This window comes from Methanospirillum hungatei JF-1, from assembly GCF_000013445.1.
GTDB lineage: Archaea > Halobacteriota > Methanomicrobia > Methanomicrobiales > Methanospirillaceae > Methanospirillum > Methanospirillum hungatei.
In genome coordinates this window covers 2,765,357-2,791,899 of record NC_007796.1, presented here as the reverse complement: position 1 = coordinate 2,791,899, position 26,543 = coordinate 2,765,357, and the positions used below count along the sequence as shown (strand labels likewise).

Annotated in this window: 20 protein-coding genes; 9 read left to right on the top strand and 11 right to left on the bottom strand. The window is 46.7% G+C overall.

Features of this window, described 5'->3' with window-relative positions; all coding sequences use genetic code 11:
• Positions 1 to 4 precede the first annotated feature (4 nt).
• The 7 genes from mmp10 (at position 5) to MHUN_RS13070 (ending at position 6,404) form a co-directional block, all read left to right on the top strand.
• A complete protein-coding gene (mmp10, locus tag MHUN_RS13100) occupies positions 5 to 1,231 on the top strand; it encodes a methyl coenzyme M reductase-arginine methyltransferase Mmp10 (protein ID WP_011449470.1) in 1,227 nt (408 codons plus the stop codon).
• 187 nt (positions 1,232 to 1,418) lie between these two features.
• Positions 1,419 to 1,877, top strand: coding sequence for a 30S ribosomal protein S15 (locus MHUN_RS13095; RefSeq protein WP_011449469.1), 459 nt, complete (start codon positions 1,419 to 1,421; stop codon positions 1,875 to 1,877).
• Between the two features lie 13 nt (positions 1,878 to 1,890).
• A complete protein-coding gene (locus MHUN_RS13090) occupies positions 1,891 to 3,117 on the top strand; it encodes a DHH family phosphoesterase (RefSeq protein ID WP_011449468.1) in 1,227 nt (408 codons plus the stop codon).
• Complete coding sequence (locus tag MHUN_RS13085; protein ID WP_011449467.1) at positions 3,114 to 3,374, top strand: KEOPS complex subunit Pcc1; 261 nt, start codon at positions 3,114 to 3,116, stop codon at positions 3,372 to 3,374. Before MHUN_RS13090 ends, MHUN_RS13085 begins: the two co-directional genes overlap by 4 nt.
• 70 nt (positions 3,375 to 3,444) lie before the next feature.
• Positions 3,445 to 4,041, top strand: a complete 597-nt coding sequence (locus tag MHUN_RS13080; protein WP_011449466.1) for a 30S ribosomal protein S3ae — start codon at positions 3,445 to 3,447, stop codon at positions 4,039 to 4,041.
• A gap of 152 nt (positions 4,042 to 4,193) precedes the next feature.
• Positions 4,194 to 5,471 carry a serine--tRNA ligase gene (serS, locus tag MHUN_RS13075; RefSeq protein ID WP_011449465.1) on the top strand — a complete coding sequence of 426 codons (1,278 nt, stop codon included), beginning with the start codon at positions 4,194 to 4,196 and terminating at the stop codon, positions 5,469 to 5,471.
• A 96-nt stretch (positions 5,472 to 5,567) separates the two neighbouring features.
• Positions 5,568 to 6,404 (top strand): hypothetical protein, encoded by an 837-nt coding sequence (locus MHUN_RS13070; protein ID WP_011449464.1) that lies wholly within the window; start codon positions 5,568 to 5,570, stop codon positions 6,402 to 6,404.
• A gap of 80 nt (positions 6,405 to 6,484) precedes the next feature.
• Here the strand turns inward: MHUN_RS13070 and MHUN_RS13065 are convergent, their stop codons facing one another.
• From MHUN_RS13065 to MHUN_RS13045, 5 genes are all read right to left on the bottom strand, one after another.
• The gene (locus MHUN_RS13065) at positions 6,485 to 6,817 is read right to left on the bottom strand and encodes a P-II family nitrogen regulator (RefSeq protein WP_011449463.1); all 333 of its coding nucleotides are present in this window, start codon (positions 6,815 to 6,817) and stop codon (positions 6,485 to 6,487) included.
• 12 nt (positions 6,818 to 6,829) lie between these two features.
• Positions 6,830 to 8,023: an ammonium transporter gene (locus MHUN_RS13060; protein WP_011449462.1), complete on the bottom strand. Its 1,194-nt coding sequence runs from the start codon at positions 8,021 to 8,023 to the stop codon at positions 6,830 to 6,832.
• Positions 8,024 to 8,281: 258 nt separating this feature from the next.
• Positions 8,282 to 10,387 (bottom strand): DEAD/DEAH box helicase, encoded by a 2,106-nt coding sequence (locus MHUN_RS13055; RefSeq protein WP_011449461.1) that lies wholly within the window; start codon positions 10,385 to 10,387, stop codon positions 8,282 to 8,284.
• The gene (locus MHUN_RS13050; RefSeq protein ID WP_011449460.1) at positions 10,384 to 11,187 is read right to left on the bottom strand and encodes a winged helix-turn-helix transcriptional regulator; all 804 of its coding nucleotides are present in this window, start codon (positions 11,185 to 11,187) and stop codon (positions 10,384 to 10,386) included. The genes MHUN_RS13055 and MHUN_RS13050 overlap by 4 nt, the downstream gene beginning before the upstream one ends.
• Entirely contained in the window at positions 11,180 to 11,665 is a 486-nt protein-coding gene (locus tag MHUN_RS13045) for an ArsR family transcriptional regulator (RefSeq protein WP_011449459.1), read from the bottom strand. Before MHUN_RS13045 ends, MHUN_RS13050 begins: the two co-directional genes overlap by 8 nt.
• A gap of 77 nt (positions 11,666 to 11,742) precedes the next feature.
• Between MHUN_RS13045 and hypF the strand changes: the two genes are divergently transcribed.
• The gene (gene hypF / locus MHUN_RS13040) at positions 11,743 to 13,968 is read left to right on the top strand and encodes a carbamoyltransferase HypF (RefSeq protein WP_011449458.1); all 2,226 of its coding nucleotides are present in this window, start codon (positions 11,743 to 11,745) and stop codon (positions 13,966 to 13,968) included.
• On the opposite strand, the gene MHUN_RS19785 is transcribed toward hypF, so the two are convergent.
• The 5 genes from MHUN_RS19785 to MHUN_RS13015 all read right to left on the bottom strand — a co-directional run bounded on the left by MHUN_RS19785 (position 13,963) and on the right by MHUN_RS13015 (position 24,401).
• Positions 13,963 to 15,087 (bottom strand): PKD domain-containing protein, encoded by a 1,125-nt coding sequence (locus MHUN_RS19785; RefSeq protein ID WP_011449457.1) that lies wholly within the window; start codon positions 15,085 to 15,087, stop codon positions 13,963 to 13,965. The two genes, hypF and MHUN_RS19785, sit on opposite strands and share 6 nt — an antisense overlap.
• Before the next feature lie 75 nt (positions 15,088 to 15,162).
• Positions 15,163 to 16,560 (bottom strand): PEGA domain-containing protein, encoded by a 1,398-nt coding sequence (locus tag MHUN_RS13030; protein ID WP_011449456.1) that lies wholly within the window; start codon positions 16,558 to 16,560, stop codon positions 15,163 to 15,165.
• Positions 16,561 to 16,581: 21 nt separating this feature from the next.
• Positions 16,582 to 21,177, bottom strand: coding sequence for a PKD domain-containing protein (locus tag MHUN_RS13025; RefSeq protein ID WP_011449455.1), 4,596 nt, complete (start codon positions 21,175 to 21,177; stop codon positions 16,582 to 16,584).
• A 332-nt stretch (positions 21,178 to 21,509) separates the two neighbouring features.
• Positions 21,510 to 23,027, bottom strand: coding sequence for a lysine--tRNA ligase (lysS, locus tag MHUN_RS13020; RefSeq protein ID WP_011449454.1), 1,518 nt, complete (start codon positions 23,025 to 23,027; stop codon positions 21,510 to 21,512).
• 129 nt (positions 23,028 to 23,156) lie between these two features.
• Complete coding sequence (locus MHUN_RS13015) at positions 23,157 to 24,401, bottom strand: PEGA domain-containing protein (RefSeq protein WP_048067537.1); 1,245 nt, start codon at positions 24,399 to 24,401, stop codon at positions 23,157 to 23,159.
• Between the two features lie 228 nt (positions 24,402 to 24,629).
• On the opposite strand from MHUN_RS13015, the gene MHUN_RS13005 reads away from it, so the two are divergent.
• Positions 24,630 to 26,009: a S8 family peptidase gene (locus MHUN_RS13005; RefSeq protein WP_158498227.1), complete on the top strand. Its 1,380-nt coding sequence runs from the start codon at positions 24,630 to 24,632 to the stop codon at positions 26,007 to 26,009.
• A 33-nt stretch (positions 26,010 to 26,042) separates the two neighbouring features.
• On the opposite strand, the gene trxA is transcribed toward MHUN_RS13005, so the two are convergent.
• Positions 26,043 to 26,468, bottom strand: coding sequence for a thioredoxin (trxA, locus tag MHUN_RS13000; protein ID WP_048067534.1), 426 nt, complete (start codon positions 26,466 to 26,468; stop codon positions 26,043 to 26,045).
• Between the last annotated feature and the right edge of the window lie 75 nt (positions 26,469 to 26,543).

Below are 26,543 nucleotides of genomic sequence, written 5' to 3'. Positions count from 1 at the left end.
AGGAATGGTACAGCTGACCGTGGACATAGGAGGCAGACCAGGGATAGACTGCCGAGGATTTTGTGCATACTGCTATTTCAAACACGCACAGGATCTCCCTGCATTTGGATGCAAATACTGTCTTCCTTTCACGAAAGGCTGTGATTATTGTTCGCGGAGTGTCCAGGAGAAGTATTCGGGCTTTATCCCATTGCAGGAGGTTGCGGGAAAAGTACTTGCCGACCTTCAGATGCTCACCGGTGACCTGACAAGGATTACGATTTCTGGTGGTGGAGACCCCAGTTGTTACCCGGAATTTACAGACCTGATGGAACTTTTATCCTCTCTTGAAGCACCTATCCACATTGGATATACCAGCGGAAAGGGATTTGATAATCCGGATATTGCAGAATTTTTGATAGAGAACGGCCTTCGGGAGATTTCTTTTACAGTATTTGCCCATGACCCTGAACTTCGCCGGAAATATATGAAAGATCCAACACCAGAAGCTTCGCTGGAAACGCTCCACAGGCTTGCACAAAAAATTGAGGTATATGCCGCGCTGGTAATTCTGCCTGGAGTGAATGACGGCAAGGTTCTGATTGATACCATCAGATGGCTGGAGAAAGCCGGAGTGAAAGGTGCTATTCTGATGCGCTTTGCAAACACTCCGGAGCAGGGCCTTATCCTACAGAATGCACCTATCATTCCAGGACAACGAATCCATACCCCTCTCGAATTTGCCGATCTGGTGAAGGAAACACAAAAGATTACCAGTATAAGAATCTCTGGAACGCCCCTGTATGACCCAGATCTTGGTTCTCCATTCATTCTGGCCCATGAACCAGATCATCTTCAAACCCTTCCAATGATTTCAAAGTGTGCCGGAGTCATTACCGGTGCAATAGCAGGTCCTTTTTTGGATCAGATCCTCAGAGCGAGAGGAGGTGAGAATCTCATCTTCATGGTGAAAAAAGAGATCGCGGATCTCATTACCATAGATGATATTCAGGAACTGGATCTCTCCACCATGCCGGATACGATTATTTTACCGGGGAGATCTTTCATTCATATATCTGAAGCAGAAAAAGTGCTCTCTGCAGATGGAAGATCAAGAATTGTCATTCGTGGACCGGATATGCTCACTGCTGATGGTGAGACATCAATGGGAATGACCAGGGATGAGGTTCTGGCTCTTGAACTGGAGGGGTGCCGCACACTTATCAATCTCATAAACCAGTGGGGCTCCTGACGGGTATCCTTATCACCTGACACGAATCATATTATACCGCACTTTTTATAGTGCTGGCAGACGCAAGTCCGACGTGATTTTCATCACTGCCCGTTCTGGGCTTTGGGATTGCAGAGAGTTAGCAGATTAGTCGTATCTGACTCTTTTCTCTCTCAGGATTTTGCTCTGTTTACAGGAGGATTTAGAAATGGCACGAATGCATGCCCGTAGAAGAGGTATTTCACGTTCAGTCAGACCGTACCGGACACAGGCTCCGGAGTGGTCGAACACGGACAAGGAAGCCATCATCAAGCAGATAGTAGACCTGCGCAGACAAGGAAGCTCAACAGCCGAGATCGGGCTTGTAATGAGAGACAAATATGGTGTTCCCAGCGTCAAGCTCGCAACCGGAAAAAAGATCACCCAGATCCTGCGTGACAATGATCTTGCATCAGAAATCCCTGAAGACCTCCGCAATCTGATAGAGAAAGCCCTTGGAATGCGCAAGCATCTCGCAGAAAACAAGCGGGACATTCATAATAAACGCCAGCTCATGCTGACTGAATCAAAAGTCCGCAGACTGGTCAAATACTATGTAAGCAGTAAAAAGCTTCCAAAAGACTGGGTTTACAAACCTGAAACTGCAGAAATTCTCCTGTCCAAATAATCCTACGGTTGAAATGTCCATAGAAACTGCTGCAAAAGACCTTGCATATGAATTATCCAGACAGAGTTCTGTTGAAATACTCTGTCATCATGATGCAGACGGCATAGCAGCAGGATCGATCATGGCGATGGCTCTGTACCGGGCAGGCATTCCATTCAGACTTCGGATAACTCACCGGTTGTCTGAAGATAATATCCCAAAGACCAGGCCATTACTTCTTTGTGATCTTGGTGCAGGTCTTGCCGGATTACCTGAAGAGACGATGGTCATTGATCATCACCTCCCTTTCTTTGAGGGCCCGCATCATGTGAACCCAAGATATGACGGGATCGATGGAGACACCGACCTCTGCGCAGCGGGAACTGCATATCTGGTCGCAAATGCTCTTGGAGATAACCGTGATCTGGCAGGATTGACACTCCTTGGCGTCATCGGAGACGGGCAGACCCTGACCGGCAAAAACCAGGATATCTATCTTGATGCCCTGGGGAACGGGATCATCAGTAAAAAGAGGGGAATTATTCTTCCAGGCAGAACGCCTGCCGAGCAGATTGAGCTCTCAACAGAACCATTTCTCTATGGGATTTCCGGCTCAAAGGAGGAATCCCTCAATATTATTCGAACATCAACGATTGATGATACCCTTCAGGGAGATATACTCTGCTCACTCCTTGTTCTGCAGGCCGCAGAGAGGTGCAGACCTGAAACCTTGGATTCAATATGGGGAGATATGTGGATGCTGGAACGGGAAGTGATTGAGCATGCGCATAATATGGCCTTTATAGTGGATTCATGTGGAAAAGCAGGTCATGGAAGCATTGCAGTTTCACTCTGTCTTCGTTCATCGAAACTGACTGAAAAGGCCTATGAGATAGCACGAACACATCGTCTGGCCCTCATTCAGGAGATGAACCGATTCCTTGCAAGTTCACAGGATGATAAAAAAGGCCCGATCATGTGCAGCGATCAACATCTCACCAGTGACCTTGCCGATACCGTGTTTCGGAATATACCGGACAGTTCCCCCGTAATTATTGCAGTGCAAAAAAATGACGGGACGTGCTCTTGTTCCATACGAACAGACGGCAGGAGTGGAAAATATGCAGGAGAGATAGTCCGTCAGCTGGCTCTTGAATACGGAGGATATGGAGGAGGCCATCAGAACAGGGCAGGAGCGACCGTTGCTTGTGAATATCTTGACACATTTTCATCAAAGGTTGTTGAGGCCTTCAGCTCATGAATATTCAGGGTATCATCCGGACAATTCATGACCATGCACAATGTATTGCGGATTCGATATCTGTCGATAACTTGTCAGAGATGAAAACGAATGCTGAGGGGAGTTATGTTATCACACAGATCACAAGTACCAAAATCCGGTCAGTCATCGCCTCAATGGACGATTATCTTATGAATCTCACCGTAGCAGAAGAAGTTTGTGAAAAATCCTCACAAACATCAAATCAGGAGTTTCACAATAATACCGGGAGAAACTAACCGGTTGAATTATTTGACATCAATACAGGAAGTCAGAACATATGCATCATAATGAAAAAAGGTGTGAATAATGGCAGCGAAAAAACCAACAGGCAGAAGAGTCGACGGATGGAAAGCAAAATCCTGGTATAAGGTGTACAGCCCTGACAATGTGGGAAAAGTATACCTTGGTGACACCGTGGCAGATGATCCGTCCAAACTTATGGGACGGGTCATGCAGGCACCGCTCTCAGAATTGGTAAATGACTATACCAAGCAGAATGTAAAGATGAAGTTTGCTATCACGAATGTAGCAGGTGATGCAGCATACACCTCATTCATTGGTCATGAACTTGCGCGTGATTTCATCAGATCACTGGTAAAACGCCGTACCTCAAGGATTGACTGTGTGGTAAACTTTGTCAGCAAGGATGGCTGCAAGGTCCGTGCAACAGTTACCTGTTTCACGCTCACCCGTGCAGACCAGAGTCAGCAGCACGAGATAAGAAAAATTCTTACCGATGATGTTCTGACCTTTGGCAAAGAGAATGAACTCGGTGTTTTTGTGAACAATATCATCAACGGCGATCTTGCAAAGGAACTCTTTAAGAAAGTAAAAGAGCTTCACCCGGTTCGTCGTGTTGAAGTAATCAAAACCAAGGTTGAGCTCCCGAAGAGTTCTGCCTGAAACTTTTTTTATTTTCGATCTCTCAATCGCTGAACGTAACCTGTTCCCATACATCAGCAGATCCGGTGATCATCGTGATGTAGGGGGAAGACCAAAGGTACTGGCAATCAAAATAGATCAGGGTCTTATTACCAGAATCCAGGTGTACTGTAATGCTTGATATACGATTTGTCCGGGCAAATCCGGATGCCATCAGGGAAGATCTAAAGAAACGAAATGATATGGAGAAGTTAGCATGGATAGATGACCTGCTTGTTCAGGATATCCGTCACCGTGAACTTATTGGTCAGACCAATGAATTACGGCGAAGACGAAATTCCATCTCATATGACATAAACCGTGCAAAAAAAGCCGGAGAAGATGCATCTGCACTCATCGCTGAAGCTGCAGGGCTCCCTGGACGCATAAAAGAAAATGAAGCTGAGATGGAGGAGATCTCGAAAAAGATACGGTATTACCTCATGCGTATCCCGAATATTCTCCATGAGAGCGTACCGGTTGGTGCTGATGATACCCAGAATGTCGAGGTGAAGAGATATGGCACACCCCGGACCTTTACCTTTGAACTTAAAAACCACGGGCAACTTGCTGCAGATAATGACTGGGCTGATTTTGAACGTGCTACCAAAACATCCGGAGCGGGCTTTTATTTTCTGAAAGGAAATCTGGTGCTTCTTGATCTCGCCCTTCAGAGATTTTCCCTTGATATTTTGATGGAAAAAGGGTATACGCCCATCATACCTCCATACATGATTAACCGGAAATCATACGAGGAAGTTACTGATCTTGATGATTTTGAGAAGGTCATGTATAAAATTGAGGATGATGATGCATACCTGATCGCCACCAGTGAGCATCCGATGGCAGCAATGTACCAGGATGAAATTTTTGAAGAGAAGGATCTACCACTCAGACTTGCAGGACTCTCACCATGTTTCAGACGGGAGATCGGATCTCATGGTCTGGATACAAAGGGCCTCTTCCGTGTTCATCAGTTTCATAAAGTAGAGCAGTTTGTCTACTGTCATCCGGATGATTCATGGACGATTCATGAAGAACTTCGTGAAAATGCTGAGGAGATATTCCAGAAACTTGAGATCCCGTACCGGGTTGTAAATATCTGCACTGGTGATATCGGAACGGTTGCAGCAAAGAAATATGATATTGAAGCCTGGATGCCCCGTGAAAACGAATACCGTGAAGTGGTTTCATGTTCAAACTGCACCACATATCAGGCGGTCAGGTTAAATATCAGAGTCAGGGACAAAGAGGATTTTGAGTCAAAACAGTTTGTTCATACCCTGAATTCTACTGCTATTGCAACTTCACGGGCCATGCGGGCAATTCTTGAAAATAATCAGCAGGAAGACGGCTCTGTAGTGATTCCAAAGGTACTCAGGCCCTACATGAATGACAAAGAATTTCTATAAGAGCAGAATTTTCAATTGTATTCTTTTTGCCTGACCTGCGCATTTCAAACCGATAGTTCTTTTTTTTCATAGTCCTAACAGGTTCTGACTTGAAATATGAAAATTGCACAAATGCTGGAACTTGAAACCATCTCTCTTGTTGAACCAACATTTTCTGATCTGATATATCAGGAGATGGATGATTTTATGACCGGTTCCCCAGGAAAGGACGGAAAGATACTGGTTAATGAAGATGAGAACCCGGTTCTTTTTGCTAAAACTGACAGCGGAGGAGCGTGGAACGGGTGTGTAACCATGTTCCGTGAGCCATCACTGGCACTCATCGATCTTTTCGAGCAGTTTGAATGGGAGATGTATCAGGAGGAGAATGAGACTATCCTCGATGCATTAAGGGAATATTACAGTACCCTGCTGTGTGATTCTGTCCTCCCCGGACCTGATGATCTCAATCCAGCCAGGGTTCAAAGCATTAAGACTCTTTTACGAAACACCGTAGGAATTGATCAGCACGGGCTCTGTCTGGACTGCTGCTGTGGGACCGGTGTAGGCTCAATGGTCATGGAAAGTTGTGGAATGCATCCGATAGCCTATGATAATGACGAATCCCTCCTTGTCCGGGGAATGAAAGCCGGACGGCTCAAACCAGAACGGACCATGTGGATAGATGGGCGGATGATAAACCGGTTCATTCAGAAACAGGCTTCCTTGATATGTGGATTTATGATCGGTGAAATTCATTCATTTAATGCACATATATGGCAGGAGATCATTGGTGCTGCATGTATGGCATCAGACAGGGTTCTTTTCACCGCTGGCACAGAACACGAGATTAATCAGATAAAAGACTGGGTTTTTGACACCGGAAAAAAAGCGGAGATATTTGAATCGGATGCAGATCCGATATATGACCGGTGGATTTGTTATTCAGAGTAGGGAACAGGAACATTTCTTCCCTTTCTAAAAAAGGGGGAGGAATTTTTTCTCTGGCAGGAACCCATGAATTCCGACAAGATTTATTCAGTGATTACTTCCCCGGTTCTGATCTTGATAGATGCATCAACAGGGATGACAAAGATCCTTCCGTCACCAATCTTTCCAGTATATGCTCCTTTCTTGATGGTTTCAATGACATGATCGACCTTATCTGCAGAGACTAAAATCTCCATCTCTATCTTGGGGATGAGATCTACCTCTATTGTTCCACCACGGTACTGAAGGCTGATACCTTTCTGTTCTCCCCGGCCCTGTACTTCGGTGATGGTCATTCCGAAATACCCGGCGTCTTCCAATGCTTTCTTAACGGCGTCAAGCCGCTCTGGTTTTATGATGGCTTTTATGAGTTTCATGATTCACCTCTGTTATGATCGTGCCCGCTCTCCATGCTGGGAGATGTCAAGTCCGACATATTCTTCATCTTCCGATACCCGAAGTCCGATTGTCCTGTCTATGATCATCGCCAGGATATAGGTCACCACGAAGGCATATCCGACAGCGATCAGGGCATCAATGGTATTGATCCCAAACTGATACGCATTACCGGCAAGAAGTCCGGTCTTACCAACACTTGCAAATATACCGGTAGCGATTGCACCCCACAGACCACCAACACCATGAATGGCCCATGCATCAAGACTCTCATCAAATCCTTTCTTCAGGCGCCAGAGCAGTGCCCCATAACATATGAGACCGGCTACACCACCGATGACAAGGGATGACGGAACATCGACAAATCCGGCTGCCGGTGTGATACCGACGAGACCGGCAATGGCTCCTGACACCATGCCGACTGAACTTGGTTTCCCACGGATACTGCTTGCAAGCAGCCATGTCAGTGCTCCGGCAGCCGCTGCGGTGTTGGTGACCATGAGGGCGTTTGAAGCAAGACCGTCAGCTGCTATGGCACTTCCGGCATTAAATCCGAACCATCCAAACCATAACAACGCCGCACCAAGCAGAGTCATCGGAATATTATGGGGTTCTATCGAATTTTCTCCAAAGCCCATCCGTTTTCCAATCACTAGTGCAATGGCCAGGGCACCGAATCCTGAACTGATGTGAACGACAGTTCCTCCTGCAAAGTCCAGAGCTCCAAGCGACGCAGCCCAGCCACCACCCCAGGCCCAGTGTGCAAGGGGATCATAGACCAGCGTTGTCCAGAGCAGCCCGAACACCACAAAGGCCGAAAGCCGTATCCGTTCTGCAACTCCTGATGTCAGGATTGCCAGTGTCAGTGCAGCAAATACCAGCTGGAATGCTGCAAACAGGATATCCGGTATGGGAAGAGCTGAAGCTTCCATCCCGACTCCGGAAAGGCCGATATAGTCAGGACCACCGATAAATCCACCAATATCTGAGCCGAATGCGATTGAATATCCGCAAAAGACCCACTGTACACTCACGAGAGCATAACTGAGGAATGCTAGTGCCACCATTGCGATGACATTTTTCCTCCGCACTAATCCTCCGTAGAACAACCCGACCCCTGGAGTCATGAGCATGACCAGGCAGGTAGAGGCAAGTATCCACGCAGTTGCACCACTATCTAGCGTCATTTTTAATCACCTGATTGATCACCAGTATTGCTGATCTCGTAGCAGCCCATGATTATCCTCTCCTTTTTCAAGATCAACTATTGAACTGCTAATTTCAGTCATCCCCAGTGGGTCTAGTCCACATGGGTAGTAAGAAGTTATCTTCCACCATATATAAAATTAATTGTAGCTATACTAAAATTAAAACCCAGTAACATACCGCAGAATCAGATAAAAAGGTAAAATATTTGTTGAATAATGAATAGGCAAAAAATAAGCTTAAGAATTCTTTTTCATCCTTCTTCCATGTCTTTTTTTCTTTTTCCGGTGGCTATCACCCTTCTCATTCTCTTTTCGGATCTTTTCCTTTGCAGCCTCTTCATCTGATGCGCATTCAAGATCTGCCAGGATGTCGAGCGGATCTTTCATCTCATTGACCAGACGTATGATGCGGGATAACCGCTCAACACCGATAAAATGTTCAGACATTACCCTGGCCAGGGGAGTCAGACGAATGAGTCCGTTCTCTTTGGAGATGAGATTCCTGTTTATAAGAAGCTCTTCAACCGGTTCAGATTCACCAACAAGGTACCCTTCGATCTTCTCAATTGAACTCACATCTCCTTTGCATATCACCGCATTTGCAACATACAGTTCAGAGCTCTGCTCAAGATTGTACTGGGGGGCCACCTCTCCCATCTCCCCCTTTAAAAGACCCATGGCTACCTCTTCTTCAGTGAGCCGTGAACCTCTTATATAACTCCCACCAGGTTCTGCAAGGATTACCACCTTACCAAGATCATGAAAATCAGGACGCCCAGCTCTTCCTGACATCTGGTAAAACTCCTGCACAGTAAGCCATTCAATACCCATGGCAAGAGAGTCAAAAATTACCTGGGATGCAGGAAAGTCAACGCCTGCTGCAAGGGCTGCCGTGGTAACGACGGCACGAAGCTGCCCTTTCTCAAACTTTTCCTCAACCTGACGACGTTCTGCCTGTGTCAGCCCGGCATGATAGGGAGCAACGCCCTCTCCTATCTTCTCTGCGATAATATGACACCGGGCACGGGAATTTGTGAAGATGATGGTCTGCCCATGATATCCCTTGTCTGATACATGATTATACTCCTCTGCCACAAGGGTACGTTCTGTTGGAATCTTCTGTTCTCGTTCAGAAAATATCAGATACCGCTCCAGTGAGACCGGACGATCATCATACCTGACCAACTTTGAACCGAGCTTTGCAGCCAGTAATTTTGGATGCCCGATGGTTGCACTGAGGTATAAAAACTGTGCTTTCGGAGATGCAAACTTCATCCGTGCGATCAGACCATCAACACGATGACCACGGTCGCGATCTTCAAGCATCTGGACCTCATCAATGATCACCGTGCCAATGTTTGTCAGGGACTCTCCCAGTCTCATGAGATGATCTATCCCTTCATAGGTAGCAACAAGAATCCCAGCATTCCTGTTCCGGTTAGCTGGCCTTCGGTTATCTTTCACCAGAATCCTGCTGGCCCCGGTGATAATTGACACATCAGTGAGATGACCATATTTCTGTGAAAACCGCTCATATTTCTGATAAGCCAGGGCAACAAGAGGAACAAGAAACAGAACCCTGCCCCTCTTTTCAAGGTAATTTTTCAGCCCTGCCATCTCACCGATAAAGGTCTTCCCACTGGCTGTAGCCGAAACCACCAGGAGATCCTTGCCATACAACAACCCTGCCTCTACTGCCAGCTGCTGAACCGGCATTAATGACTCAACGCCACATGCCGTTACAAACTCACGGGGAAATGGAAGCTCTTCAATCCTGGCTGTCTGCACAACTGGGTGAGCTTCAAGACGATCATAGAGCGTATGTCCGACTGTCAGCCTATCTGGCTCTATCGTTGCAAGTACCCGGTCAACACTCCTGTACTTTTCCAGAAGTTCATCAAGATGGGAAAGAGCGGATCTTCCAAGCCGGCCCATATGCACCAGCTCCCTGCGCAGTTCCTTGCGGGCACAATCCATGCAGATCTGCTCTTCCTCTCCAAACCCTACAGCGTTCTTTTTGTCAAGTTCTGTGACCCGGTCATCCATCAGACAGAACCTGCAGAGTGACACATACGAATACGGGATTTGAAGATCCTGCAAAAATGATTCAAAGGGTTTATCCTTCGCCGTGAGGTAAAGACGGGAACGGCGGAGATGAGTGACCAGATCCTTACTGGGAGTGTTCCGGTATCCCCCGCTTTTCGTATGCCGGATCCGGTATTTTACCGGTCTGATGCCTTTAGGAGTATCAACAAGCTCAAGCATCCCCGTTATCCGGATATGATGCGTATCGATGTATAAAACCCGGTAATATTTCTTCGTCGGCTGGATTATCGCCTTCATGAAGACACCAGGTCATGGATCTCGTAACTAAGATCCGCCTGCTCGAGCTGTTTGAGAAAATCTGTGAAAAATTCATCTACAATCACAATGGCACACGGGATACCATGCAGGGCTGCTTCAACCGATCCTTCACGTGATCCGAAATAGAGATCTGGAACGCGATCAATTTTTTTTAGAGAGACCCATGCTTCAAGACCAACACAGGCAACCACGGTAACCCTGCTGATAACATCCCTTAGAAGATCCAACCTGACCTTTCGCGAGCCGCCCCGTTCCACCCTGGGAACCTTGCAGACAAGAACAGTCGCCTCCCGGTGGGTTATGATTCCCTCAAGACCGGAAACCCCTGCATCTTCACCTTTTGGTGTATCGGAAACTGACAGGCCATTCGCTGACTGAGGCTGCTTTGAGGCATAGAGGAGACCATTTTTCATATACACTCCGACGGGATCACCTCTTTTTAAATCCTCCGCTGCAATGGCTGTCCAGACCGAAACCTGTTTAATGACATCATTTCGGATATGCCGTGCATATGTTTCAAGAACTTCTGCATGGTGCAGGATCCACTCAACACCTTCCCTTGTGACTTCATACCTGCCCCGGCCTGGTGCCTTAAGCATACCTTCTTCAGTCAGTTCCCTGACATATTCCGAGATCGCCTGGGGAGTAACCCCGAGACCTGCCGCTATCTCCTGCTGCCGTATTGCAGGCTGATGTGCTGCGATATCAACCAGGATTTGAAATCTGGTAACATCACGCTTATTTTTTAGGATGGTGTATCCTGGATCATTCTCATTCATCCAAAACGACCAGACCCTGACCTTTTACATCCAGATGTGGAATTCTCTTCGCGATCCCTTTTATAATCACAGGTGAGACTCCGAATTTTCTCGCAATGTCATTTATGGAGCAATTTCCCCGTAACAGTTCAGCTTCCACACTATCACCTTTCATTTTGAGATCATCCCCATTCGTGAATGCAATTGCAAGAAGATCCCCGAGATCTGAAAAATTACACTGAAAGTTAGCACGGACCTTACAATAATTCGCTCTGTATTCCTTCTCCGGCTTCTTACCTGGTTCAGGCATTCTCCATTTCTCCTCTATAAGATTTCCTTTCCGAAGCAGGAGCAGCCCATCTCTGACGTAATCTGTTCCGACTACATCACCCAGCTCCGTACGGGTCATCCAGTTCTTATTCAGGAGTTCGAGAATTTTCTTATAATGAGTATTATTAAATACCACGAAAAGGGGAACCAGCTCTACCGGATCATTCACAATCCGCACATGACCCGTCAATTCAAAACCCTATTATAATAACGTTGGATAAAAAATTAAAGGTTACTTGTACAAAAATGCCAAAACAGGGTCATATCATTATAAGGGGGATTGTCCAGGGGGTTGGTTTCCGTCCGTTCGTGTACGCCCGGGCTATTGCGCATGGAATCCGCGGCTCAGTCTGTAACACCGGATCAGAAGTTCAGATAGATGCCTGGGGAGATAATTTTGACGATTTTCTGAGTGATCTGAGAAAAGGTCCGCCACTCTCCACCATCGACTCAGTTGAAGTGCACCCGCTCTCAGGGGATTCACCGAAATCCTTTCATATACTGAAAAGTCATGATGGTGTCAGGACAGGTCTTATTCCTCCGGACATTGCCACCTGCCCGGACTGTATCAAAGATATCTTCACCCCAAACGGGAGGTATGAAGGATATTTTGCGACATCCTGCGTGAACTGCGGACCCCGGTATTCAATCATCAAAACCCTGCCATATGACCGGGAAAGAACGGCAATGGATGAGTTTCCACCCTGTGGAGATTGTTCAGAGGAGTATTCAGATCCCTTCAGCCGCAGACATCATGCCCAGACGATCGCCTGTCAGATCTGCGGGCCAGAACTAGTTCTTCATTCTGGAACCGGTGCAGTGATCAAAGAACAAAGCCCGATTAAGAGAACTGCACAACTCCTTGATCAGGGATCCATTATTGCTATTCGGGGAATCGGCGGGTTTCATATCGCATGCACCGGCGATATGGCCAGGACATTAAAAGAGCGTCTTGGCAGAACTGAACAGCCCTTTGCCATCATGGCCAGAAAAGAATGGATTCTTGATAATACATCCATATCTCCCGATGAAGAAAAGATCCTGCAGAGTGAGATCTCCCCAATCGTAGTTCTGGATAAAAAAGATCCCAACGCATTGGATAATGTCAGTAATCTTCACACTATCGGGTGCATGGTACCTTATACCGGTCTGCACCATCTTCTCTTCTCCTATCTTTCAGCACCATATCTTATCATGACCAGTGCTAATGCACCCGGTTATCCGATGATTACGACATTAGCCGAGGCATTGAGTAAACTTTCCAGAATCACCGATTATTACCTCACCCATACCCGTGATATCATGAACCGCTGTGATGACTCGGTCATCAGAAAAGGACATATAATCCGTCTTTCACGGGGATATGCACCGAAGAGAACAAAGATAGATCTTGGTAATACCGCCATCCTTGGAACCGGACCAGAACTGAACGCCACCGTAACCCTCTATACCCAGGGGTTTTGTATAACCTCACCCCACATTGGCAATGTCAGAAATCCAGGGACCTATGCATACCTGAAAGAGACAACTTCCTGCCTGTGTAATCTGATGCAGCCTGATATCAAAATCATCGCTCATGATCTTCACCCGCAGTTCCTCTCAACCAGATATGCAAAAGAATTGAGTGACGAGACCGGGGCCCTTCTTGTTCCGGTCCAGCACCATGAGGCTCACATCGCTGCATCATGTCAGAAAGAGTGTATCGGAATCGCAATCGATGGGGTGGGGTACGGAACAGACGGGACGATCTGGGGCGGTGAGATATTCCAGGGTTCTGCTCCGCACTATTCCAGAGTAGGGCACCTTATGCCGGTGCTGATGCCGGGAGGGGATCTGGCTACTATCTGGCCTGAACGGATGTTGTATGGTATTCTTCCTGATGAACAGACCCATCAGTTACTTTTGTCACGGGGATGGAAAGAACAGGATCTTTCCATATTAGAGAAACAAGTCTCAAAACGGTTCAATACCGCTGTCACCTCAAGTACTGGCAGGATCCTGGATGCGGCAGCTGCACTCCTGGGAATTTGCAGGAAAAAGACATACGACGGAGAGCCTGCGATGAAACTTGAGTCAGCCGCCTATGGAGCATCTCCGGAGACCTGGGAGATTCCGCTTACCAGAATTGGTACGGCTGAGGTACTTGATACACCTTCACTTCTTAAACAAGCCAGAGATCGGTTTATGTCTGATCCAAAAGATTCTCAAAATATTCAGCAGATCGCAGCATCTATCCAGTATAACCTGGCACGAGGGATCGGAGTAATTGCCTGTAACGCCGCTGCAAGTGCAGGACTACAAACCATTGCGTTATCCGGGGGCGTTGCATATAACGAGATGATCCGGAATACTATCCGGGAGACGGTGCATAAAAACGGATACCAATTGTGCACAAACCATGATATGCCACTTGGAGACGGGTGTATCTCCTTTGGTCAATGTGTATATGCCGGCAAAAAAGAGATTTTATGAGACTGGTTTCAGCATAACTTTTGGAATCAGCTTCATCTCATTCGGACGTATCGTCACATTTACGGTCTTCTTCTGATACCCTTCTTTCTGGAATGTGAGCGAACGGGAACCAGCCGGCACAATCAGGGTGGCAGGGGTCGTTCCAAGATAAAGGTCACCCATATGCACCTCAGCTCCGGATGGCTGTGAGGTCACCATGACAAATCCGGACGGGCCTGTCGGGTAGTCACCAACGACCCGGATGATCTCCGGTTTTCTCTCAACCGATGAGTAATTATCACTGATTACTTCAAGGGTTACCGTATACCGGCCGATACCACCGTACACATGGGTTGGATTCTGAACTGTTGAGAGTGTTCCATCTCCAAAGTCCCATCTCCACTTCTTCGGAGTTCCCGTGGAATGATCTGTAAAGTTCACGGTTAGTGGTGGTGTCCCGGTCATAGGCTGTGCAGTAAAGGCTGCAATAAGCGGTTCAGGCTCTACTGTTGGGATATGGGTTGGTTCCTCAGTCGGGGTGGGAGTAGGTTCACCGGTTTGTGTTGGGATTGGAGTCGTTGGAACAGGAGTCGGCCCACTAGTTAGTGTAGGTGTCGGGACCGGAGTTGTCGGAGCAGGGGTCGGTTCACCGGTTGGTGTAGGTGTCGGAATCGCAGAGCCCACAGTGACATGGCCGGGCTGAATGGTTACAGATACAGGATTTCCATTATCATCCGTCAGCTCGGTTATTGCAATCTGAACCTCGGATGAACCATCTGCCAGACCTTGTACGTTCAGGGTGGCCAATTTTACCGAACTTGCTCCAGCTTTAATCTGATCAGTAAGGTCTACTGCAACAATACTGACTGTAGAAGCAGGGAGCGTTGACGCAGAATTCATACTAAAGGCTGCAGGAAAATTAACCGATGAAAATTCTGCAGAACCTGCAGGGTTCATGGATACCTCAAGCTGATATCCCGCTAATCCACTGGAAGCCTGATCCAGCATAATATCAATACTCCCGGAAGAACCGGAAGTTACCAGAGTCAGATCTGTCGCAGATAATGTAGCTGCGTGAACGCCGGCCCCCAGAGAGAGAAGGAGGACGAGAACACAGATACCAAAATTTTGTCCTTTCATTTCATTCACCTGTCCGTCCCATCGTGCAAGATGGTGCTGAAATTGCTAAAAATCTTCTCATAAAGGGAAGATAATTCAGGGATACTGAACATATTCAACCGTCCTGTTCAGAGAGAAGTATGGCTCTTCATAATGATAGGTCTGAATCACTGCAAGGCCATTCTTGATCTCAAGGGTGTCATTCCATGGTTCATACCCTTCCTTTTGTAAGGTCAGGTTATGCATTCCGACAGCGAGGTTCATAACCATGATATCCGTCTTTCCAACCGGGGTATCATCAATTGTGACATTCACCAGCTCCGGATATGAAACGATGTATGCTGCACCGGTCTGTGGCGGATTTGCAGATAATTCTCCAATCTCGGCGAGGTGTGGCATCATCACAAACCCGGAGATGAAGGTTGGAAGGACATCATCAAGGATCGATATCGGAGAGACAACATCGTAATAGCCCTCCTTATGAAGCCGGAGTTGATAATCCCTGGACGTAAGATTGGTGAGAAATGCAGGAGTTACACCCTGATACGCATTGTTCAGGTATACTTCTGCTCCGTCAGGTACAGAAAAAATCGTAACATTGTTTTTTGCTCCCCGAACAGGAAGGTGCATCGGCTTTACCGTGATAAAACCGGCTTTTTCTGTGGTATTGGTATATTCACTGTTCGATGCCGTCAGAGATACCGTGTACACTCCGGGAATCCGATAAATATGCTGGGGATTCTGAAGAGGAGATGTGTTGTCACTCGAACCATCACCAAAGTTCCACATGAATTTCGTTGGGTATCCAGTGGAGTTATCGGTAAAGAAAACGGTCATGGGAGCAGATCCCTCCTGAAGCTGGGCAGTGAAATCTGCAACGACCGTCGGAACCGGTGTGGGGGTCACGGTTGGTGTTACTTCAACTACCGGAGTGTTTTCCTGAATTTCCGGAGTTACTTCAGGGGTAGGTACCTGGGTAGAGGAGGACTGGGGCGTCTGGACCGGGACTGGTGCTGCGGTCTGGCTCCCGACTGTGATGGTTGCAGGAGTAAGTTCTACAGAAATGGGGTTCCCATTATCATCGGTGATTTCGGTGATATTGAGTGTAAGGGTTGCGACACCCTCAGACAATCCTTCAATGCCAAGTGTACAGATTTGTACCTGCCCTGTCCCAGCCTCAACCTTCATCTCAAGATCCAATGCAGATACTAACACCTTTTCACCAGGTGCTCCTTCTACAACTTTAATTCCAGCCCATTCAGGCATGGTTACTGAAGATACCTGTGCAATCCCGGCTGGAGCAAATGACGTGGTAAATTTATAACCGGCAATTCCTCCAGGAGCTGAATCCAGAAGAACGGGAAGTTCAACTTTTTGTCCGACGGTACTGATTCCGATATCCTCAAGGGATACCTTATCAGCACATACTGTTCCACAAAGGAACAATGAAACCATACATATGGTCAGAATGCTTGTAAGGAATTTGTTTTTCATGAGATCACCTGAAATGAAAGGTTACCAGATGAGATTGAAATACTCAACAATATCATCGGTATCAATCCGGTTGTTGTGATTATAGTCAAATGGCGGAACCGGCATGCCGGTAAATCCTCCTGAAACCCAGGTGTTAAAGAACACGGTAACATCTGCGGTGTTTACAACCCCGTTGCCGTCAAAGTCATCGATGAGTCCGTCATGCACACCAGGAGGCCAGATATCAGCAGGCTTATTGGAGTATCCAGGGAGAGGACTGACAGCATATACGTGAATATCAGCAGGGACTCCTGTCAAAGACATAAAAGAAGAACCATACTGAGCAATCGATGTTCCATTCAGCCTCAAATCTGCATCTCCTGCAGAAATTCCAGTCAGACTGATATTTCCTAATGATATATTTCTGGAACCGGCTGGAAGCATTCCACTATCCTTATACCCTGACAAGGTAATCGAATCAAACGCCGGACTTACTGAATACGTGAAATGATCTACCCATGATGGAGATGTTGCCCAGTTCCGGATATGTGCCCGTGCTGAATTATTCAGATCGATTTTTATCGTATACGAAGAAAGCCCGTAGTCTGCTTTACTTAAAACAACATTCAGAACCCGGTAGTTGAGATCCTCAGTAATAAGAGTAATATTTTGAGGAATGAAGTAAACCTGACCAGATGAATCTGCAGATGTAATATTTACATACCGATACCCGATTCCGGTTGCCCCATACTTATTCCAGACTTCCAACATGACATTCCACACTGCAGTAGAATTGAATACATGACTCACAGATGACAGCCCTGAGACATTCTGACTGCCATCAGTGAAATGCCAGTTCCAATTGACTGGAGAACCTGAAGATTGATCAGTAAACAGGATACTCTGTCCGACAATCCCCGAGGGCGGGGTTGCACTAAAGTTCACAATGATCGGGGGGTATACACCTATCCAGTCGGTATACAACCCACCAGTTGTTCCGGAACCATAAGTAGTATTGGTAATCTGCAACACTGGCGTGTAATCTCTGACCGTGTAGTATTTGTGTGATGTATTGAACCAGGTATTATCAGCCGGCCACCCGGCTGCTCTGGTCTGAGTTGTTGTATTCGAATCGCCAAAACTCCATACGGCTGAATCAATCAGCGTGCCATCAGTGGTATTACCAAGGAACGTGACATTAAGAACCGGAGTGCCATTAACCGGATTTTCTGATGTCGGGGGAAACGTGCTATTCCCAAATAATATTTTGGGTGTCATGTTTCCATTGACGGTTATCCAATCAGTATAATTCGCACTCGCGACATGACCACAATCATTAGTAACGGTAAGGTTCACCGTGTATGTCCCGGCGGTGTTATATACATGATAGGGGTTTTGAGAGGTATTCGAACCACCATCACCAAATCTCCAATCCCAGGATGTTGGCACTCCCGCAGAGGTATCAGTAAACTGAACACCCAGTGGAGCTGTGCCAGCTCTGGGTGAAGCCGTAAACCCGGCAGTCACATTTCCACTAACCAGAACATAACCAGGCTGGGTGTACGTATTGGAACCAGCAGCATTTGATGCTGTCAGACTAACTGTGTATGTTCCAGCATGCTGATAGGTATGGGTTACGTTCTGGGTAGTACCATTCCAAGAGTTATCGCCAAAATTCCACTGCCATGCGGTGGGAACCCCATAATCAACTGTACCGACAGGGGAAGTATCATTAAAGGTCACGGTAAGTGGAAGACACCCGATTCGTGGAGTGGTTGTACTATTCACAAACCTTGCTAACGGAGGAGCGAGAACCCGAATCCGTTTTGAACCGACGATATTCGTATTATTATCACAACAGGTTCCCGAAGGAGCGGTCATATTTACCGTGTATGTTCCCTGCTGAGAGAACAGGTGATGAGTCGTCTGCCCTGTTTGGTTTGCAGAACCATCAGCGAAATGCCAATTATAGGAAGTGGGCGTGTAATTCACTGCATATCCACTGAAAGTTATGTCTGTGTTTATAGGTACATCAATCGGATCCGCTGTGTTATTATACCCTGCTACGGTGAAGTTTGCACTTGTATATGGATTACAGAAGGTAATACTAACCGGATCGCTCACGAGTATACTCGTATATGTATAGAGTGTTAAGGTTGCCTGGTACGTCCCTGGACTAGTATAATTATGGCTTACCACCATCGGTATTGCTCCGGTATCATTTACCGGAGTGCCATCACCAAAGTTCCATATCCTGTTCAGAATATTTCCTGAACCGGTTGTCGTTTCAGTGAAAGTTACAGTCAGATTAGGCTCTCCCGTCCCACAAACAGGGCTGGCACTAAATGAAGGAACAAGTGATGGCTGTCCGAATTTCATGACAAAGGCATCAAAGCTGCCCTGAAAATCTCCACTAAAGTTCCCCCCAATATAGAGTCTGTCACCATAAACCGTCTGGTTAATCCACTTGTACACAGGGAATGCTTCCCGTTCACAATCGCTTCCGCATACCAGGTTAAGCATTGTTGGAGAACTGGTGTATCCGGTAACAAAACTGGTATTTCCATCAGGAGATATCGCAACACCCCTGCTGACATCATCGCGGTACCCTCCGAACAGGGTTGATGACTCAGCAGAGCGGCCGTCACTCTTAATCACCGTCAGGAATCCGTCCTGACCACCAGATGCCTGTTTAATGGTATTGATGAGTCCACTCCGGGGGATCTGGGATGAGCGACTATAACCAGTGACAAACGCACGGAATGAGGAATCAACTTTGATATCATATCCCCAGTCATCCATACTTCCTCCGAGATAGGTAGAATAGATAAGGCCAGTTCCATCAGAACCAAATTTCGTTACATATGCATCTTTCTCAAATGCATCATATGGCCACCCCTTTACCGTCTGTAATGCCATATTCGTGACTGGGAAATCAGTAGAGGCTGTCGCTCCGGTAACATATGCACTTCCTGCAGAGTCAACAGCAACCGCTTCACCATAGTCATACCCGGTTGATCCACCCAGATAAGTCGCGTAGATTGGCGGAATGCCTGCCTGGAAGTTCATTTTAAAGAGGAATGCATCCTGCCCTCCCTTGATGGATTTTTGATACCCTGGGACTCCGGTAGGGAGCAGATTTGTTGAACTTGTTGTTCCGGTGATATATGCCATGCCCTGACCGTCAACCGCAATACCATTTCCATAGTCCTGCCCGGAACCTGAAATATATGTAGAGTATTCCAGAACCTGACCAGTCGGGCTGATTTTTACTGCAAATGCATCACCCATCACAGCATCCGGATTTGGTGCAGTCTGATACGCATTCGGGGTTGTTGGGAAGACCTGTTCCAGTTTCTTGTAAGGACTGTTCCCAACCGTCTGACCAGTCAGATACACCGCATTCAGACTGTCAAGGGCGATATCATTCGCCTGATCGGCAAAATTTCCTCCAAGATAATCAGACCATCTGATAATTGTGCCGGTCGGATCCAATTTTATAACAAATGCATCATTTGACCCATGAAGCCTGTCACCATAGGCAAACGGAAGCATTATTGGAAAGTCTTCAGAGAATGTGTCTCCAGTCACGTAAATATTCTTCAGGGAGTCAACTGCTATTCCCCTGCCAAAGTCTGCCTTATCTCCACCCAGATACGTTGAAAATATGATGGATGCATTTCCAGTTGTCTGGTTGATCCCAATTTTCGTTATGAATGCATCCCGACTGTTATGACAATATGAACCATTAAATTTAAGATATGCAGTATTAATGACCGTTGGATCTCGTAACGGAAAATTACACGACGACGTATATCCGGTCACATACACATCCCCCGAAGAATCCCTGGCAATATCCATACCATAATCTTCGAGATTTCCCCCAAGCAAGGTGGAATATTCTAGGTACGGATCAATTATAAGCGGATAGGCAGGATCATATTCTCCAATAGTATACCCGACCTCACCATTTTCAAAAATCTGGTATGAAGACTCAACCTCAATAGTATTGCCTTCAATTATCTGATAAGAATAAGGAGACCGTTCGGTCAGATTACCAAACGACGTAACTACCTGCAGGGAACCATCTTCTGTGAGCGATAACCCCTCGTTTCCTCCATAAATGAGTCGGATGGCATTGGGATCGGCGCCTTCCCGGACGGTGAACTCCCGTTTGAGAACACCCTGCTTTCCGGAATAGGAGAGATCAATTCCAGGAAGTATTTCGCGATACCGGATGCCCCCATACCAGGGAACATACTGCTGCCAGTCTGACTCATTCTTCCCGATGAGGAAGTTTGCATATCCATCAAGTTTGTCAAATGCCTCAACGGTGACGTTCTCTTCAGCATCTGCAACTGTTACAATCACCGGAGTAGTGACATTCTCTCCACACTCCTCACAGTCACCGGACGGACCACTTACCAGAAGAGCATCTTTGGTAAAATCAAATGAAAATTCAGAACTTTTCACCTGATACAGAATATCTTCGTGTGCCTGTCCGGCATTTTCGATAAACTGCACCGGATGTGCAGAAATATCAGTATAATTTATTTCCTGATTATCTGCCATCACAATGCAGCATAAGAGAATACATAAGAGCGCAGCAAGCACTCCTTTAGATATGTTCCGGTTCATCGCATCCTAACCCCCAAGTCCATAATTGACCCCATGGTAAAACTCCTGCATATTCTTTTAATTCAGCATTTATCCGAGAATCCCGCCTCAGATAAAAACACTGGATTATGCAGGGTCAGTTCTCCCGTAAGACACCAGTTTTATGCCATGTACAATATGACAAGGATATTTTTTATTGACGTATAATATTTTCTAAAAAATATTAGAGCATCGGTGCGTTTATGCAGAATTAAAGAGCATGCAAAACAGGTGGTGCGAACAAAAAGATTTGCAGATTTGAAATGCTTTGTGAAATAAAAGATAATGGATAAAATTTTTCCTTTACATTCATCTTAAACAGACGATGGTTCCTCTTCGTCAGCCGGAGTGGTAACTTCCCGCTTCATGGATGGGAAGAGGATCACCTCCTTGATTGAGGTATTTCCTGTTATCAGCATAACAAGCCGGTCAATACCAATCCCGACACCTCCCGTCGGTGGCATGCCATACCCAAGAGCATTGACAAAATCGTAATCATGCATCTGGGCCTCTTCATCACCAAGCCTCCGCTTCTCTTCCTGAGCCTCAAACCGTTCCATCTGATCCAGGGGATCATTCAGCTCGGAGAACCCGTTGGCAAGCTCCATTCCGGCAATGAACAGTTCAAACCGTTCGACAAATCCCTCTTTTTCCCGATGAGACTTTGCCAGTGGTGAGTTTTCAACAGGAAAGTCGGTGATGAAGGTCGGTTGTATCAGTTTATCCTCGACAAGAGCTTCGAAAAAGAGGACCAGCATCTCACGTTGTGTGTGGACATCGTCAATACCATCAACGCCTTTCTCTTTCCCGATCTTTTTCAGACTCTCCAGATCATGAGCAAAGATATCAACCTTCCCAATGGTCCTCACAGCCTCTTCCATGCTCATGACCGTCCAGGGTGCTTTGTATGAAATGGTATTTTCTTCAAATGCCACCTCATATGACCCGGTCACTTCGTGGACAATGCTGCTGATAATACCTTCGGTCAGTTTCATCATATCAGTGTAATCAGCATATGCCTGGTATATCTCAACCATAGAGAATTCCGGGTTATGACTGGTATCAATGTCCTCATTTCTGAAGTTTTTCGCAACCTCGAAGACTTTCTCAAAGCCACCTACAACCAGTCTTTTCAGGTATAATTCGGGAGCGATCCGGAGATAGAGTTTCTGGCCAAGGAAATTATGAAAAGTTGTGAAGGGCCGTGCATTTGCTCCTCCATAGAGGGGCTGGAGAGTCGGGGTCTCAAACTCAAGAAATCCCTGCCCGGTAAGGTAATTTCTCAGCAGCGATATGATCCTGCTCCGTGTCCTGAATGTCTCCCGGCTCTCTTCATTGACGATGAGGTCCAAATACCGCTGCCGGTACCGTTTCTCAAGATTGGTCAGACCATGAAACTTCTCCGGCAGGGAGCAGAGTGTCTTGGTAAGAAGGATAATATCATCGACAAAAATGGAAATCTCCCCTACCTTAGTCTTGAAAATTCTCCCGGTTACCCCGATGATGTCCCCCCTCTCAATTGAGGATTTAAACATCTGGAATTTCCCTTCAGGAAGAGCGTCCTTGCGGATATACAACTGAATTCTTCCAGTCTCATCACGGAGGTCTGCAAAAAACGTCTTTCCATGATCCCGCACACCATATAACCGGCCTGCCGTGATCACCTGATCTGATGACGGATCATGCCCTGCTTGTGAATATTTTGCTCTGATTTCTGCTATTGTGTGTGAACGCCTGAACTCATGAGGGTACATCGGTACCCCGGCCTCGATGAGTTGCTGACGTTTCGCCAGTCTTTGATCATCAAACTGAATAGATGGATTATCCTGCATGAAAAACTCCGATATTTCAGGTGTAATGAGGAGTCGATATTTTCCTCATATCCCATGCCCTGATCTAAACTCTCTACATATTGCCCGGCACGGTATATATCATCACGGAAAGAAGGAGAAGGGATCTGTTCATACTCTTCTTGAGAAGATGACCAGTACAAGAGCCAGAACTGCGATGATCACTGGAATCGCCGGTCCCGGAGTCCCTTCTGCCTTTTCCGGTTCGGGCGTGAGGACAGTATTTACCTGCAGAACCTGACCAGGGATCAGTTCTACCTGTGATGAGTAGTCGTGGTATCCTGCAAGGAACAACCGGTAAGTATGTTTCCCTGTGCAGACTGTGTCTATGGTTGCCGGCGTAACCCCAACAAGTGAACCGTCAATATATACCTCTGCGCCTGCCGGTTCGGTATTCAGGATAAGTTTTCCACAGTCCTGGGGCATGGGGCTCGGGTTCAGTCTGGCTGAAACCGGCGTTACCTCACCTGCCCGTATATCAACCATTGTTGAGTAGTCCTCGTAATTTCTGATACTCATGTAAACTTTGTGCTGGCCCGGACTCATACCGGTCAGTTCAAGCGGCCTGCCGGTCTCTGTCGTTCCTCTGAACTGATCATCCACAAATACTGAGGCTCCGGGAGGATCTGATGTGATGACAAGTGCTCCGTCAGATGTTTTTGTCACCGGCTTTAAGGCAGTTTCAATTACTGTTACCTGACGGTTACTGACCACTACCCATTGCTCATAATCTTCAAACCCCGCCCTCGTAATATGGACACGGCGTTTTCCAGGCGGGATATTTCCTATCACTGTGTTCGTGGTCCCGGAAAAAACCCCGTCCACATACACCGATGCTCCACCGGGGGTTGTACTGACCTGCAGGGATCCCGCTCCGGAACGGATCGTCATATTCGCATGAAGCCTGGTTACCTGGCCGGGAAGAACATCAATATTGACCACATACGGCTCAAATCCGGAGAGAAAAAGAGAGACCAGATGTGTCCCGGTACTGATATCCCGGTAAGTCCAGGGAGTCATCTGACCCATGCCATTATCCACCGTGACTAAAGCTCCTGAAGGAGAAGATGTAACTTCAAGTGTTCCAAATGGAGAGATCGGGATTAATGAGACCTTTATGGGAACTACCTGACCGGCAGCAGGGGTTCCTGCAATATTCTGTTCCCATATCTCAAATCCCTGCATCATAACCCGGATCCGTGTTCCATCTGTCTGATTACGGGCAGGTATCAGAACCGGAGTTTCTCCCATAAACTGTGAGCCGATAAAGACATCTGCCCCCTCAGGAACTGATGTCACTTCAAAATATCCTGTCTTCTCTTCCGCCATTGCAGCGGGAAACAGAAGACAACACATACAGATACAAAATAATGAAAACCAAATTCTAGAACTCTGAAACACATAAATCTGCATATTGAACATATCAGTATTCGTCAGGCCAGATAATAGAAGATTTGATTGACCAGAGGGAGGACTCTGAGAACCTTATATTTCATGGATACATAGCTCATCAAACAGGAAAGCGTCCTGAAGAGGGGCTCCTGTCTGGTCTTCAGATCCGGGGGGATCTGTCAAATGGGGTGCATGAAGGTACTTGTTTTGTGTGTGGTACTTGGGTATATCTGCCTGAGCTCATGCGCTATGAAGACAGATACTACATCCCTGACATTATCTTCTGATAACTCAACCATAGTATCCTGCGTTGGATCTTTGCAGACCGAAGGGGATCTTCTGGTCAGAAGTAATGGTATTCGAGAAGTATTCGGTGCATCAGGAAAAGGTATCAAAGTTGGAGTCATCGGAAACGGAGCAGAGTCCCTGGAACTGTCCCAAAAGATGGGAGAACTGGGACCGGTAACCCTGTATGAGAGAGGGACTGGAGATGAAGGGACGGCAATGCTTGAGATCATCCATGACATTGCACCTGATGCAGAACTCTGTTTTCATGCGTATGGAGGAAATTCAGACGATTTTAAACGAGCAGTTTCAACACTGGCTGCTGCCGGATGCCGGATCATCTGTGATGACCTCTATTTTTTCAAGCAGCCATTTCTCGAAGATGGTGACGTTGCAGATCATATCAGGGAGGTCTTGAAATCTCATCCGGATTGCATCTATGTTACCGTTTCAGGCAATTTTGCCTCACTTCATTATCAGAAGTCCTGGGAACCGGGTTTAAGTATCGGACCAGAGCAGACGGTCCATGACTTTGGTGATGGATACTCTGCAATTCCTATTGTCCTCAAACCTGATGACGAGGTTATAATTACCTTACAGTGGGATGACCCATGGGGAGGTGCGGTTCATGACTATGACCTCTTCCTCACCGATCCTGCAAAGGGTGAGGTCGTTGCAACGAGTATGAATATTCAGGAAGATACCGGAGAACCGTTTGAACATCTGGTCTACAGAAATGAGATGAACGAATCCAGGCGGATATCATTGTCAATTATACGGAACGGTGAAAATATCACACCGAATATTCTTGAAATGTATATCAGGAATATCGATCCACGCCAGGTTGAATCAGAGGTCGTAAAGGATCCAGTAGATTCCATTTTTGGCCACGCGGCACTAGAAGAAGTGGTAACGGTAGGATCAGTCGGGATTGGAACACCGTATTCTGTCTCACCGGATTCATCCCAGGGGCCGGTTACTATCCGGATACCTGAACCATCCAGACGGTGGAAACCGGATATCTGTGCACCGACAAATGTACAGGTCAGCGGTGCCGGAAGTTTTCCGGTTCCATTCCCCGGTACAAGTGCCGCAGCACCCCATGTTGCCGGAGTCATCGCACAATTATTGAGCTCTTTTCCTGATGTGTCACGGGATGACCTCTTGAAAGCATTGTATTCAAATGCGTTTGACCTGGGAGAACCTGGCTGGGACCCAACCTATGGATATGGGTTGATCGATGCTGTAAAAGCGTTTCAGTTCCTGTTGGAAGGTAGAAATCAGTAAACAAGCTTCTATGATTCATTGTCATAGTATACCCTAATCACTCCGGTGGGGGGCTTGAATAGTATACACCGAACGAATCTGCATCTCAAGATGTTCTTTTGGAAGAGCTCCTGAAACTGTATGAATAATCGTACCATTCTGAAAGAAAAACAGGGATGGTATAGCTGATATTCCAAACTGATATGCAATCTGCTGATTTTCATCGGTATTACATTTGGCAAACCGGATTCTTCCGGCATATTCTGCCGCCAGCTGTTCGATAACCGGAGCAAGCATCCGGCAGGGGCCACACCAGGGAGCCCAGAAATCAATGATAAGATTCGGGTTTTCACGGATTATCCTGGAAAAATTTTCCTGCGTGACGATAAGAATTCCTTCATGGGCCGATGGCGGGGTCATTATGCGCTGTTTGATCTCCTCCATTCTTTTTGCCCGTAACCGCTCAAGTTCCTCATCCATAGGTGATGATTGGCTTGGTGTTGGTTTAAAAATTCGCATCAGAGAAGCGATAGATATATATCTTCATCCGAGAGA

Coding starts and splice junctions, on each gene's coding strand:
- mmp10 (WP_011449470.1), top strand. CDS start 5: ATGGTACAGCTGACCGTGGACATAGGAGGCAGACCAGGGATAGACTGC.
- MHUN_RS13095 (WP_011449469.1), top strand. CDS start 1,419: ATGGCACGAATGCATGCCCGTAGAAGAGGTATTTCACGTTCAGTCAGA.
- MHUN_RS13090 (WP_011449468.1), top strand. CDS start 1,891: ATGTCCATAGAAACTGCTGCAAAAGACCTTGCATATGAATTATCCAGA.
- MHUN_RS13085 (WP_011449467.1), top strand. CDS start 3,114: ATGAATATTCAGGGTATCATCCGGACAATTCATGACCATGCACAATGT.
- MHUN_RS13080 (WP_011449466.1), top strand. CDS start 3,445: ATGGCAGCGAAAAAACCAACAGGCAGAAGAGTCGACGGATGGAAAGCA.
- serS (WP_011449465.1), top strand. CDS start 4,194: ATGCTTGATATACGATTTGTCCGGGCAAATCCGGATGCCATCAGGGAA.
- MHUN_RS13070 (WP_011449464.1), top strand. CDS start 5,568: ATGAAAATTGCACAAATGCTGGAACTTGAAACCATCTCTCTTGTTGAA.
- MHUN_RS13065 (WP_011449463.1), bottom strand. CDS start 6,817: ATGAAACTCATAAAAGCCATCATAAAACCAGAGCGGCTTGACGCCGTT.
- MHUN_RS13060 (WP_011449462.1), bottom strand. CDS start 8,023: ATGACGCTAGATAGTGGTGCAACTGCGTGGATACTTGCCTCTACCTGC.
- MHUN_RS13055 (WP_011449461.1), bottom strand. CDS start 10,387: ATGAAGGCGATAATCCAGCCGACGAAGAAATATTACCGGGTTTTATAC.
- MHUN_RS13050 (WP_011449460.1), bottom strand. CDS start 11,187: ATGAATGAGAATGATCCAGGATACACCATCCTAAAAAATAAGCGTGAT.
- hypF (WP_011449458.1), top strand. CDS start 11,743: ATGCCAAAACAGGGTCATATCATTATAAGGGGGATTGTCCAGGGGGTT.
- MHUN_RS19785 (WP_011449457.1), bottom strand. CDS start 15,087: ATGAAAGGACAAAATTTTGGTATCTGTGTTCTCGTCCTCCTTCTCTCT.
- MHUN_RS13030 (WP_011449456.1), bottom strand. CDS start 16,560: ATGAAAAACAAATTCCTTACAAGCATTCTGACCATATGTATGGTTTCA.
- MHUN_RS13025 (WP_011449455.1), bottom strand. CDS start 21,177: ATGAACCGGAACATATCTAAAGGAGTGCTTGCTGCGCTCTTATGTATT.
- lysS (WP_011449454.1), bottom strand. CDS start 23,027: ATGCAGGATAATCCATCTATTCAGTTTGATGATCAAAGACTGGCGAAA.
- MHUN_RS13015 (WP_048067537.1), bottom strand. CDS start 24,401: ATGTGTTGTCTTCTGTTTCCCGCTGCAATGGCGGAAGAGAAGACAGGA.
- MHUN_RS13005 (WP_158498227.1), top strand. CDS start 24,630: ATGAAGGTACTTGTTTTGTGTGTGGTACTTGGGTATATCTGCCTGAGC.
- trxA (WP_048067534.1), bottom strand. CDS start 26,468: ATGGATGAGGAACTTGAGCGGTTACGGGCAAAAAGAATGGAGGAGATC.